The 13,063-nt window shown below is 62.0% G+C and carries 11 protein-coding genes; all 11 read right to left on the reverse strand.

The genetic code is table 11. From position 1 onward, the window contains the following. Positions 1-76: 76 nt before the first annotated feature. The gene (locus NLN62_RS05305; RefSeq protein WP_254107776.1) at positions 77-1,150 is read right to left on the reverse strand and encodes a phosphotransferase enzyme family protein; all 1,074 of its coding nucleotides are present in this window, start codon (positions 1,148-1,150) and stop codon (positions 77-79) included. Between the two features lie 50 nt (positions 1,151-1,200). Next, positions 1,201-2,664, reverse strand: coding sequence for an aldehyde dehydrogenase family protein (locus tag NLN62_RS05310; RefSeq protein ID WP_254107778.1), 1,464 nt, complete (start codon positions 2,662-2,664; stop codon positions 1,201-1,203). A 75-nt stretch (positions 2,665-2,739) separates the two neighbouring features. Continuing rightward, positions 2,740-3,909 carry an alanine racemase gene (locus NLN62_RS05315; RefSeq protein ID WP_254113344.1) on the reverse strand — a complete coding sequence of 390 codons (1,170 nt, stop codon included), beginning with the start codon at positions 3,907-3,909 and terminating at the stop codon, positions 2,740-2,742. A gap of 26 nt (positions 3,910-3,935) precedes the next feature. Beyond that, positions 3,936-4,946, reverse strand: coding sequence for a GNAT family N-acetyltransferase (locus NLN62_RS05320; RefSeq protein WP_254107779.1), 1,011 nt, complete (start codon positions 4,944-4,946; stop codon positions 3,936-3,938). A gap of 96 nt (positions 4,947-5,042) precedes the next feature. Next, positions 5,043-6,071 carry an L-threonine 3-dehydrogenase gene (gene tdh / locus NLN62_RS05325; RefSeq protein WP_254107780.1) on the reverse strand — a complete coding sequence of 343 codons (1,029 nt, stop codon included), beginning with the start codon at positions 6,069-6,071 and terminating at the stop codon, positions 5,043-5,045. 19 nt (positions 6,072-6,090) lie between these two features. After that, a complete protein-coding gene (locus tag NLN62_RS05330; RefSeq protein WP_254107781.1) occupies positions 6,091-7,293 on the reverse strand; it encodes a glycine C-acetyltransferase in 1,203 nt (400 codons plus the stop codon). Positions 7,294-7,311: 18 nt separating this feature from the next. Beyond that, positions 7,312-8,280 (reverse strand): homoserine kinase, encoded by a 969-nt coding sequence (locus NLN62_RS05335; RefSeq protein WP_254107782.1) that lies wholly within the window; start codon positions 8,278-8,280, stop codon positions 7,312-7,314. A 33-nt stretch (positions 8,281-8,313) separates the two neighbouring features. Then, on the reverse strand, positions 8,314-9,741 hold the full coding sequence (thrC, locus tag NLN62_RS05340) for a threonine synthase (protein WP_254107783.1): 1,428 nt from the start codon (positions 9,739-9,741) through the stop codon (positions 8,314-8,316). Between the two features lie 72 nt (positions 9,742-9,813). Then, the gene (locus NLN62_RS05345) at positions 9,814-11,124 is read right to left on the reverse strand and encodes an FAD-binding oxidoreductase (RefSeq protein ID WP_254107784.1); all 1,311 of its coding nucleotides are present in this window, start codon (positions 11,122-11,124) and stop codon (positions 9,814-9,816) included. A 53-nt stretch (positions 11,125-11,177) separates the two neighbouring features. Next, positions 11,178-12,056, reverse strand: a complete 879-nt coding sequence (locus NLN62_RS05350; protein WP_254107786.1) for an ABC transporter permease — start codon at positions 12,054-12,056, stop codon at positions 11,178-11,180. 38 nt (positions 12,057-12,094) lie between these two features. Beyond that, positions 12,095-13,045: an ABC transporter permease gene (locus tag NLN62_RS05355; protein WP_128938452.1), complete on the reverse strand. Its 951-nt coding sequence runs from the start codon at positions 13,043-13,045 to the stop codon at positions 12,095-12,097. Positions 13,046-13,063: the final 18 nt, after the last annotated feature.

Genomic DNA, 13,063 nt, shown 5'->3' on the forward strand with positions numbered 1-13,063 from the left:
CTTCTGCCTGTTTGAAAGAGAATCCTGGTCACTTCGCAAATTTTACGACCTGTTGATCGGGCGAACCTAAGCGGCCTCACGGTGAGGACGACGATACTGCCGCCAGGACTGCCGCCTCCCCCAATGCGACATCGAGAGGCGCCAGGATCGAAAGACCGTGCTCGGCACGCGCGACGTTCTTTTTGATGTACTCGGCGTCGGCCGGGAAAAGGTGGGCGCGCCAGTTATTGATCAAGATCAATGCGCTTTGTCGCGCCCGCATCAGTCCGACGAGGAGTCTTGCTTCAAGCGGCGAAAGCGCAATGACAGAGGCATAGCCGCCAATGAGATGTTCGGCGCCACCGAGAGGAAGAGTCGGATCTGATACGAGGTGGCTTGCTGCGATCGCCAGATCCTGAATCCTGGGGCTCCAGCAGCCGTCACCAAAATCGATGAAGCCCAGACCCCGGCCAGTCACAATCATATTGAACGGACTAGGATCGTTATGAGTGATCTGCCAGACGACGTTCGAGATTTGCGGCTCAACAAACTCCAGATACTCGGCCATGGCGGTGCGAACGCAATCGGCAACGCTCCCGCTTGGTAGGTACCGCTCTAGTTCCATCAGGCGCGACCAGCACCCGACATGCCAAAGGACGGGCCGATGGGCTGCAGGCACCTTGACTTGCGCAAGCGCTAAATCAAGCAGAGCGAGGGCGCGTCCGGTCCGAAATAGCAGGTCGGGAGTGCGCATCACCTGGTGCAGCGGAATGCCCTCGAGCCGGGTTTGCAGGAACCCGCATATGCCTTCTTCCTCAAACATCAGTGCCCCGCTGCTTGTGCGCAGCACTGCGGGTGCAATGAAGCCCGCAGCTTCCTCCAAGCCTGCCAAGGCTGAGCTCTGGAAGCGGAAGCTGTCGATAGCCTCCGGTCTGGTCGACGTCTTCAGGATGCACCGGCCGCCGTCCAGGGTGTCGACTTCAAGGGTGCGCTCGATCTCGGAGGACAACGTCGCGATCGAGCCGGTCACTCCGTAGTAACGCTTCAGCAGCGCCGCTGACATGTCCGGTCCGGAGGAGTCGGACCGCATGGCCAGGACCGCGGCGGCCGCGCGAAAATAGGTTTCGGTTGACGCTGATGCGCAAGAAAGATGGTCGACCGCTGCAATCACGGGTGTTTCTATGCCTGGGCTTGAAAGGGGCTTCTGGTGACTGCCAGCGTTCATCGGTAGAACCCGAGAACTGCCTTGGTCTCGAGATACTCCTCCATGCCCTCGATGCCGTATTCGCGGCCGTTGCCGGAGCGCTTGTAGCCGCCAAAAGGTGCGTTGGGGTCCCAGTCAGGATAATTGAGATGCACTTGACCCGACTGGATCTGATGGGCGACCGCCCGTACCATCTCCATGTCAGTGCCTTGTACATGGGCGCCGAGACCGTAGACGGAGTCGTTGGCGATCTCGATCGCCTCCTCAACGGTGTCGTAGGGAATGATCGACAGCACCGGGCCGAATATCTCCTCCTGCGCAATCCTCATGTCGGGACGGACGTTCGAGAAGATGGTCGGCCGCGCATAGAAGCCAGTCTGAAGATCGCCGGGCCGCCCCCGCCCGCCGATGACGAGCTTGGCGCCTTCTTCCAGGCCGACACCGATCATGGCCTGGACTCGCTCGAACTGTGGACGGTTCGCAATCGGACCATGAGTCGTGGTTTCCGCAAACGGGTCGCCGACCACCAGTTCAGAAGCGGCCTCCGCTGCCAGGATATCGACCTCCTCCATGTGTGCGCGGGACACAAGCATGCGCGTCGGCGCGCTGCAGGATTGGCCGAGATTGCGGAAGGCGGCTCCGACGCCGAGCGGAACAGCACGGCTGAGATCGGCATCCGGCAAAATAATGTTCGGCGACTTGCCGCCGAGCTCCTGGGCGACGCGCTTGACGGTGGGCGCCGCGGCCTGCGCGACGAGAACCCCGGCCCGCGTCGAGCCGGTGATCGAGATCATGTCGACCAGCGGATGCGACGCCAGACCGGCGCCAACGATCGGACCTGTCCCATTGACGAGGTTGAAGACGCCGGGCGGACAACCGGCATCGTCCATCAATTCCGCGAACAGCAAAGCGCTCAGCGGCGATAATTCGCTCGGCTTCAACACCACCGTGCAACCGGCCGCAATCGCCGGGCCCACCTTCGCAGTAATCTGATAAAGTGGCCAGTTCCATGGCGTGATGAGGCCGCAAACGCCGATTGGCTCGCGCATGATCGCGGTGCTGCCGCGCGCGGCGATGAATGGATAATTCGCGAGATTGTCACGGGCGACGCGAATATGTTCGGCGGCCAGCGGCACCTGAGCGCGGCGCGCATAGGTGATCGCAGCTCCCATCTCGCAGGTAAGCGCCTGCGCGAACAGCTCCAGGCGCTCAAGGAGCAAGGCGTGCATCCGGTCGAGCAGCGCCGCTCTCTCAGCAGGCGGTGTCATGGACCAGCCGGCGAAGGCTCGTCTGGCGGCTGCGATCGCGCAGTCCACATCATCGTCATCGCCGAGCGCGACGTCAGCGATCGGCTGCTCCGTCGCCGGATTGACGACGGTTGCTGCTGCCGCGACTGATCCGATCGGCTTCCGCCATTCACCGTCGATGTAGAATTTTCCGAGGAAGCCGGCTTCCGTCAGGTGTCGAAGGGGCGAGGTCATTGGAAGCGATCCTTGATCCGGTAATGGGCGCCGATCAGCGGCAGGAACCAGGGGGCCGGGAATGGCCGGCCAGCCCTACCAGCCGCGCATCCGGGGCCATCGGGCGTGGATCGCGTCGCTGCCGGCGGAGACGACGTTGTACAACTCATGTTGCGACGCCGTCGCACAGGCGTGATTGGGGAGAATCCTAACCTTCGCGCCGATTGGAAGATTGGGCAAAGCGTGCGCCGACCCGGGCCTGATGGCGAGGATCCCGTGCTCCTGGCTTGCTTGCGAAACGATCAGATCGGGATAGACCTTGCCGGCCACGTCGCAGACCAGACCATATCCCTGGTCGACCCGCTGCGCCGCGGTGCCACGGTCGCGCGACAGCGCCATCCACCCGGCATCGACCAAAATCCAGCCCTTCTCGGGCTTCGTGCCGATCACGGTAGCGAGCACCGAGATCGCGATGTCGTCCGTCCTGCAGACACCGACACCGTGCATGACCAAGTCGAAGAACATGTAGACGCCCGCCCGCATTTCCGTGACGCCGGTCAGGTCTTCGGCGAAATGCGCTGTCGGAGTCGAGCCGACGCTCACGATGGGGCATTGGTGCCCGGCCGCCCGCAAGGCCTCCGCCGCGGCAACCGCCACCCCTCTCTCATTCTCCGCGGCCGCGACGAGAGCCTCGGGCGTGAAAAGGCTGTAGGATTCGCCGGCGTGGGTGAGAACGCCGGCAAGCTGGACGTCGGCGTCGCCCAACGCGACCGCAACTGCAATGAGCTTTGGATCGTTCGCGGTGAGCCCGCCGCGGTGACCATCGCAGTCGATCTCGATGAACGCGGTCGGTGTCACACCAACGGCACGACCGGCGGCGCCGAGCATTCTCGCCTGCTCCGGCGAATCGAGCAGCACCTTAAGGTCGACGCCCGCTTTGCGCAGACGCATTGCTCTTTCAGCTGTGTGGGGCGCCAGACCCACCGCATAAGTCATGTCGCGAAAACCGTGCCGCGCGAAATACTCGGCTTCGGCCAGGGTGGAGACTGTGATCGGCCCCGGTCCCGACGGATAGGCCCGTCGCGCCACGTCGATGGATTTGGCGGTTTTCATGTGGGGACGCAGCACGACGCCCCGCTCCGCCATGCGCGAGGACAGACGGGCGAGATTGCGATCGAGTCGATGCTCGTCGAGCAGAAGAGCCGGCGTTGCCAGCGTGCCGAGCGTTGCAGCCGTCTCGCAGTTCTGGTGATCCGTTCCGCTCATCTCCTCGCGTCGCACGTCAATGTCTCCTAGCCGAACGACTGATTGGGAATTGCAAACACGCGCGCCGGCCCGCCCGATGGTGCCGGCGTGCCCAGGATCATGGTGGTGGCGTCGCCGACCTGCTCCAGGCCGATGCCTTCGAGCCAATCCCCGAGTTGCGATGTGGCAGAGGTGTCGATGCGGACAAAAACACTGCCGAGCCGCGCGAGCGCAGCCTCGATCAGCGCCTGTGCATCGGTCGCGGTTTCGGCGACGACAGGACCGATGACATGCCCGCGGCCGAAAAGCCGGGAGATGGCGTAGCCGCGGGACATGCCGTCACGCTGCAGGACATAGCCATCACCGCTTTGGAGCAGCTTTTCAAGCATCTGCCGTCTCTCCAAGCCCGTAGCGTCGCGATCGAGTCGCATGATCGCCTCGAAATCCGAGGCCGCCATTGGCCTGACGAGCCCCGGCGGCGACTCATGGCGTCCTCTGGGAATTCCCTGATGCTGGTGGATGACCCCGATGGGGACGAAACCGCGCCGCTGGTAAAGCGCCTGGCCTTCAGCGGTCGAATTCAGCGCGATTGTCCGCGGGCGCGCGGAGGTCAGCAACGCATCCATGAGCCGGGCCCCGTAGCCACGGCCCTGAGCGGTCTTCGCGACGATGATCATACCAGCGGAAGCATGGGTTTCGCCATACGGCCACCATGCCGCGGTCCCGATCACCTTCCCAGCGCGCTCCAGAACAAAGCCTTGGCCCAGCTGTAGCGCGACATCCCAATCTTCGAGCCGATAGGGCCAGGACATCTCCTGCGAGAGCTTCAGAGCGCCTTCCAGATGCGATCTGGCGAACGGAACCAGCACCGCTGCTCGATCGTCGCGATCTCCGGTCTTGTAAGCTGCGGACTTCATCATTGGTCGACGTTTCTCTTGCTCGCGGTACTTGTCGCCAGTACCTGATTGACGACGAGGGCCACCCTGATCCTCGCATCGTCCGCACTGTACGTTGCACCAGACAGCATTACACAATTGGACTGGAGCAAAGTTCGGCACAGAATTTCATTGTTCGTGGCTCGACGCCGCCAATCTGCCGTCAGCGGCTGGCGCGCCAGGACGGCCTTCGACAGCGGGCCGTCAGGGCTGACGTCTTCAAGCCTTCCAGTCCAGTACGACCTTGCCGCAATTGCCACTCCGCATGATCTCGAAGCCGGTCTTGAACTCTGCGGCAGGCAGGCGGTGGGTGATGATCTTTCGGATGTCGAGACCGCTTTCGAGCATTGCAAGCATCTTGTGCCAGGTCTCGAACATCTCCCGACCGTAGATTCCCTTTACGGTGAGCATCTTGAAGACAAGCTTGGTCCAGTCGACCGTCACCGGCCGAGCGGGAATGCCGAGCATGGCGATCTTGCCGCCCATCACGAGATTCTCGACGATCTGGTCGAATGCGGCGGGAGCACCACTCATCTCGAGCCCGACATCGAAACCTTCCTTCATGCCGAGGCGCCGGGTCACAGACCTAAGATCTTCCTTGGTCACGTCGACAGGAACAACGTCCGCGACATCAGATGCCAGCGCCAGACGGTGCGGATTGACGTCGGTTATCACGACGTGTCGCGCGCCGACGTGTCGGGCGACTGCGGCGCTCATGACGCCAATAGGACCTGCCCCGGTGATAAGCACATCCTCCCCGACGAGGTCGAATGACAGCGCGGTGTGGACGGCATTGCCGAGCGGATCGAGGATAGCCCCGATCTCATCATCGATCGCGTCGGGAAGCGGCACGACATTGAAGGCAGGCAAACTCAGATATTCCGCAAAAGCTCCGGGAATGTTGACACCGATCCCCTTGGTTTGAGGATCCAGGTGAAACCGCCCTCCGCGGGCAGCGCGGCTACTCATGCCAACAACATGGCCCTCGCCGGAAACGCGCTGCCCAATTGCGAACTTCGTGACGTTCGCGCCCATCTCGGCGATCTCACCGGCATACTCGTGACCGACGACCATCGGGACAGGGACGGTCCGCTGCGCCCACTCATCCCAAGCGTAGATGTGAATATCCGTGCCGCAGATCCCGGTCTTGTTGATCTTGATGAGAACGTCATCCGGCCCAATCTGCGGGATCACCCGTTCGCCGAGCCAGAGCCCCGGTTCGGCTGCCGCTTTGACGAGAGCTTTCATGAGAGCACCTTTCCAGCCATCAAATCACGCCAAGCACTTTGCCGGCGTCCGTGAAGGCCTCAACGGCCAAATCAACGTCTTTCTCGGACAGGGCGGCGGACATCTGTGTCCTGATCCGCGCCTTTCCTTTGGGGACGACGGGATAGAAGAACGCGGAGACATAGATGCCGCGTTCATCCAGCGCGGCTGCCATGTCCTGCGCCAGCCGTGCGTCGTGCAGCATGACTGGAATGATTGGCGTCTCGCCCGCGAGCAGCTCAAATCCGGCCTGTTCCATCCCACACCGAAAACGCCGCGCGTGGGCAGTCAGGCGCTGCCGTCGGTCGTCAGCTCTTTCTGCGATCCGGACGGCCTCGATCGATCCCGCTGCCACTGCCGGAGCGAGGCTGTTGGAGAAGAGATAGGGACGCGCTCGCTGTCGAAGCAGATCAATAATGGGTTGCGACGCCGCGACGAAGCCGCCCATGGCGCCGCCCAGGCTCTTGCCTAGCGTACCCGTTACGATGTCGACCTGATGCCTTGTGCCAGTCAGCGTGGGCGTGCCGCGGCCGGCTTCGCCGAGATGGCCCGTGGCATGGCAGTCATCGACCATGACGACAGCGCCGTATCTCTCGGCCAAGTCGCAGATCGCGGGGAGCTTGGCCACATATCCATCCATCGAGAACACGCCATCCGTGGCGATCAATTTGAAGCCGGGCCCCTCCCTGTCAGCCTCCTTGAGCCGATCCTCGAGCTCATCCATGTCGCCATTGGCGAACCGATAGCGCCTCGCCTTGCAAAGACGTACGCCGTCGATAATGGAGGCGTGATTGAGGGAATCAGAAATGATGGCGTCATCGGCATCCAGAAGCGGCTCGAAAACCCCGCCATTGGCGTCGAAACAGGCCGCGAACAGGATGGCGTCATCCTTGCACAAATAGCGAGCGATCGTGCGCTCGAGCTCGCGGTGCAGGGTCTGCGTACCGCAGATGAAGCGCACGGATGCCATGCCAAACCCGAACTCATCCAGGCCTCGCTTGGCGGCTGCGATGACTTCGGGATGATCGGCCAGGCCAAGGTAGTTGTTGGCGCAGAGATTGACGAGTTCGCGCTCGGAGGCCTGGGAAAGCACGCGAATCCGTCCGGCCTGCGCGCTGCTGATCGTGCGCTCGCGCTTGTACAGCCCATCGGCCTCGATCTGAGAGAGAAGCTCGCGAACCCGGACTTCGAGAGTCGGCGTCATAATTACCCCCAATCCTCGCTAGGGCGCCATTTCGGCGATCATCATGGGGATCTCTCCACGCAGGATGCGCAACATGCGCTCGAAGTGACCCGGATCGTGTGACTCTAGGAGCGTAGCTTTGCGGGGCAGATACACGTCCCACAGGCGCGAGAGTAAAAACCGAAATGCCGCAGCGCGCTGCATCGCGGGAAGCAGCAAGCGTTCCGAGGGAGTCAGCATCCGGACGCTCTCATATGCGCCGAGGAAGGCAATGACTCGCTCGTCGTCGTAACGGCCGGAGGGACTATCGATGCACCAATCATTGAGGCACACTGCAATGTCGAACAGAAGCGCGTCGTATCCGGCGAAATAGAAATCAAGAACGCCGGACAGCTGCCCTCGCTCAAACAAGGCGTTGTCGCGAAAGAGATCAGCGTGCACCGGTCCCCTGGGCAGTTGCCGGTAGGTCGAGGACAAAGCGACCTGGTTCTGAAACACCAATTCACTCGCGAGCAGCGAGCGCCGCGCAGCAATTGCATAGCGGCTGACCACCGGCACAACCTCGTTCCACCATTGCAGGCCGCGTGGATTTATCTGTTGTCGCGGGTAATCGGCCCCGGCCAAGTGCATCTGCGCGAGAAATTTTCCGACGGCACCACAATGCGCGACCGTAGGCTCCGTCTCGCTTGCACCGGGAAGCCTATTAACGACCGCCGCAGGCCGCCCCTTCAGTGAGTGAAGGATTTTGCCGTCAGGGTTAGCGACCGGATTGGGGACGGGCATTCCCCGCGCAGCAAGCTGCTTCATGAAGTGGAGGTAAAACGGCAGTTGCTCGAATGTGAGGCGCTCAAAAATGGTGAGCACGTACCCTTCCCGATCCGTATCGACGAAGTAGTTGGTGTTCTCAATTCCGTTGGTGATCCCGCGAACGGAACGAGGCGCGCCGAGCCCCAGCGCTCGAAAGAACGCTGCGACTTGATCGAATGACAGCTCCGTGAATACGGCCATGGTTGACGCGGTCTTCGTTCCGATATCTGCTGTTCAGCAGGCTCTATCGCGCACAATCTGGGTGATGTAGTTCTTGACCGCCTGTGCATTCGCGGGAAGGACTTTGACTCGCCTCGGCAACTTCTCAATGCCATCGTAGCTTTGCGGGCGATCGGGCTCCCGGCCCAGAGCTTCCTTGATCGTCGCGGCGAATTTGATCGGCAGTGCAGTTTCGAGCACGATCATCGGCATCTCGGGGCTCGCGTGCATGCGCCCGACCTTCACGCCATCTGCCGTATGTGGATCGATCACGGTGTTCTGGCGCTTCCACATGTCACGGATGGTCGCGAGCCGGTCGGCATGTGTGCTCCTTCCGCTACGGAAGCCGAAACGGGCTGCAGCCTCTGCAAATCTGGATTCTCCGCTCAGATCGAACGAGCCTCGCTCCCCGAGCTGATCAGCAAACAGCGACTTGGTTCGCTCTGTGTCCCGATCTAACAGGTCGAATACAAAGCGTTCGAGATTTGAAGCCTTGGAGATGTCCATGGACGGGCTTGAGGTTTCGAGCGTGTCTGCGCGACTTCGGACGCGATACACCCCGGTGCGGAAAAACTCGTCGAGCACGTCGTTCTCGTTGGTCGCAAGGACCAGCCGGGATATTGGAAGCCCCATCATGCGCGCAACATGCCCCGCGCAGATGTTTCCGAAATTGCCCGAAGGCACTGCAAAGCTTACGCTTGTCGCCCCCCGTTCGGACGCCTGCAGATAACCGGAGAAGTAATAGACGACCTGCGCAAGCAGCCTCGCCCAATTGATCGAGTTCACCGCACCGATCTGGTATTGCTGCTTGAACTCGAGATCGCTCGCCACCCGCTTGACGATGTCCTGGCAATCGTCGAAGACGCCATCTATCGCGATGTTGTGGATGTTGTGGTCCTGGAGGCTGAACATCTGAGCCTGTTGAAAGGCACTCATTCGTCCGCGGGGCGAGAGCATGAACACCCGCACCCCTTTCTTGCCGCGCATGGCGTATTCGGCGGCACTTCCGGTGTCGCCACTGGTCGCACCAAGAATGTTCAAGTTCTCCTGCCGGCGCGCCAGCTCGTACTCGAGCAGATTGCCGAGCAACTGCATGGCCATGTCCTTGAACGCCAACGTGGGACCATTCGACAGCTCCTGGAGGTAAAGTCCCGTCTCCAGCTTTCGCAGCGGCGCGATGTCAGGCTTTCCGAATATCTCCGGCGTATAGGTCTTTGCACAGATGGCCTTCAAGTCGGCGGAGGGAATATCGCCGACATAGAGCGACAGGATCTCGAAAGCCAGGTTGGCGTAGGACAGCGTACGCCACGCATCCAGCGTGGCATGGTCCACGCGAGGATAGGTCTCGGGGACGTACAGCCCGCCATCCGGGGCGAGGCCTTCAAGCAATGCCTCGCAGAATTGCTTGCGGCCTGACTGGCCGCGCGTGGACACGTACTGCATCGTCAATCTTCTTTCGAGAGGCGGAAGTGCTCCGGAACTCACACACCGGCTTGCAAGCTGTGCTGCCGGCCATCAACGGCTGGCGCGCCACATCGCGATCCGGTCACGCATCCGGTAGCCCTGAATGAACGCAGGCATGAACCACGGATTGCCCCGATAGAACGGGATGAAGGCCGGAGGCCTGAAGTCGAACGCGGTGCGCGCCCGCTCCTCGTGTCCCATGAGCTTGTGGGCCGCATGCATACCGACCCATGGTGCCCAGACCACGCCCGACCCGCAGAAGCCGCTGGCATAGACGATACCTTCCTTCTCGAAAATGCGCGGAATCATGTCGCGGTTCATGGCTACATGGCCGAACCAGCTGTGTGAGAGGCGAACGGCCTCCAGCTCAGGGAACAGATTCACGAGGCCCTTGCGCAGAAGCAGCTTCGGAGCGACGGGGTCGCCGACCCGCGAGCTGTCGCGGCCGCCGAGCAGGATGCGTTTGCCATCAGGCGAGGGCCGATAATAAAAGCCGACCTCCCGGTTCTCGGTGATCATCATGCGTTTCGGCATCAGCCGCGCCATGACTTCAGGCGCAAGCTCCTCCGTCGCAATGATTCGGCTGCGAACCGGGACCAGCCGACGGCGCAGGAAGGGCACGGCGCCATCGGTGTAACCGTTGGTACACACCAGCACCTGACGCGCCTGCACCGGACCGGCCGCGGTGACGACGCGGAAACCGGAGCCATCTCTCTCGATCGAGATCACGGGCGTTCGGGCGTGGACTGTCAATCCGGAAGCGAGCGCGACCCGCAGCAGTTCGGCGTGAAATTTCGCCGGGTGCAGTCCGCCGATGTCCATCCGAACCGTACCGCCGCGATAGACATCGGTGCCGATATACTGACGCTGTTCGGCATAGGGAACGGCGTAGGCTTCGATTCCAAGTTTCTTTACGAGCCGCTCGGCGGTGCGCGCCATGGCTTCGTATTGCTCATAGCCGAAGGCACCCTTGAACTGCCCCACCGGCTGGAAGTCGCAGGCGAGGCCTTCCGTCCTGATGAAATCGTACAGGAACTCGCGCGCGGCCTTGCCTTCCGCCTCGATCGCCAGCGCCTTCTCTTCTCCGAACCGGCGCGTGAGCGTCCCGTAGTCGGGCCGAATGGATCCGCTGGTGATACCGCCGTTGCGCGTCGAAGCTCCTTCGCCAGGGTCCATGGCATCATAGGCCGCAACCGAGCGGCCCTCGCGCGCCAGCACCAGACCGGCCGAGAGCCCTGCATAGCCCGCGCCCACGATCAACACGTCGAGCTTCTTGGCTATTGGTTGCTGAGGCGGCGGCTTAAGCGGCGCGGCTTCCCACCAATAGGGCGTGGCCTTCTCGGCAACTCTAGGCGCATGCATGGCTTTGCTTCTCGTATGGTTGCTGGGTTGAACCGCGGCTCGGTTCAAATCGTTCAGATGTGGTCGTTTCGAACGTCGAGGGCATCTCGCAGACCGTCACCGATGAAATTAAAGCTGGTCACCGCCATCGTAATGGCGGCACCGGGAATGATGGCCAGCCAGGGAGCGCTCGCCAGATATTGCTGGGCGCCATTGAGCATGTTGCCCCAGCTGGGCAGCGGCGGTTGGATGCCGTAGCCGAGAAAGCTGATATAGGCCTCCAGAAGGATCGCGCGCGCGACGGCCAGACTTGCGGCGACGATGATGGGACCCATGGCATTGGGCAGAATCTCGCGGAACATGATGTGCGCCCTGCTAAGCCCGACCATGCGCGCAGCCTGGACGAACTCGCGCTCGCGCAGCGAGCGGACCTCGGCCTCGACGATTCGCGCAGTCTCCATCCAGCTCGTGACGGCAATGATCACGGTGATCATCACCGGGCTCGGCCGCAGCGTTGCGGCCAGCGCCAGCACGAGAAAGATCGAGGGATAGGACAGGAAGCCATCCACCGTCCGCATCAGTGCCGCCCCGATCCAGCCCCCGCGATAGCCGGCCGTCACGCCGATGAGCGTACCGATCAACGTCGACAGCAACATCGCGGAGAATCCCACCGCCAGCGAGACGCGCCCGGCCATCAACAGCCGCACCGCGAGGTCTCGCCCCAAGGGATCCGTGCCGAAGTAATGGTGGCCTGTCAGGGGCGGAGCAAAGCGGGCGCGCAGATCGATGTGGAGCGAGTCGTAGGGTAAGGCATAGGGACCGATGGCGCACGCCAGCACGAGCAGGGTGATCATCCCGATTCCCAGGAGTGCCAGATGGTGACGCATGAAGCGGTTAACAGCGCGGCTGTTCCACCAGCGGGTCGGAGCTGCGTGCGCGACGATGGCGGTCATATCTACTCGCTCCTCTTATCTGGCGTGAATCCGCAGGCTCAGGCCAAGCGAATGCGCGGATCGACGGTGGCGATCACGATGTCTGCGATCAGATTGCCCAACACGACCAGAATGGCCGAGAAGATCAACAGCCCCATCACGACCGGATAGTCGCTGTAGCCAAGGCTGTCGAGAAACAGCCGCCCCATGCCCGGCCAGGTGAACACGGTCTCCGTGACCAGCGCACCGGTGAGAATGCTGGGCAATTGCATCCCTGCCAGCGTGATCATCGGCAACAGCGCATTGCCGATGACATGTTTCAGCAAGATACGGCGTTCGCTCACACCCTTGGCCCGGGCCGTCTTGACGAAATCCTGACTCAACGCATCGAGCGTCGCCGTCCGCATGTAACGGCTCCAGATCGCGACATGAACGAGCGACAGCACCATGCTCGGCAAGATCAGGTGATGCAGATAGTCCAGCACCGAGCCGTCGCCGATCGTGTACATGTTGCCTGCGGGCACCCAACCCAGCTTCAGGGTGAAGATGTAGATGCCGATGAGGCCGAACCAGAACGTCGGAACGGACAGCGCCACCATGGCGCCGACGGTCGCGCAGTAGTCGAAGAGGGAATAGCGGTGGGTCGCACCGCGGATGCCGATCCACGTGCCGGCCGCGATCGCCAAGGCGGTGGATGTGCCCATCAGCAGCAGCGTCGCCAGCAGATGGCGACCGATCACCGCAAGCACGGAAGAGCCGTCTCGGAAAGAGTGCCCCCAGTCGCCCTGCATCAGCCGCCAAGCCCAATCGAGATACTGGATCCACAGCGGGCGATTGAGGCCCAACTGTGCAGCGAGCCGCTCGACGTCCTTCTGGGTCATGCCGGGATCGAGCCCGAATTGCGCGAGGGGCCCGCCCGGCATGAGGTTGAGAACCGTGAAACCGATGATCGAGACGATCACCAGCAGCACGATGCTCTGGAAGAGACGATTCAGCAGGAAGGCGGACATTCGAGTCCTCCATTAGCG

Source organism: Bradyrhizobium sp. CCGUVB23 (assembly GCF_024199885.1).
Lineage (GTDB): Bacteria > Pseudomonadota > Alphaproteobacteria > Rhizobiales > Xanthobacteraceae > Bradyrhizobium.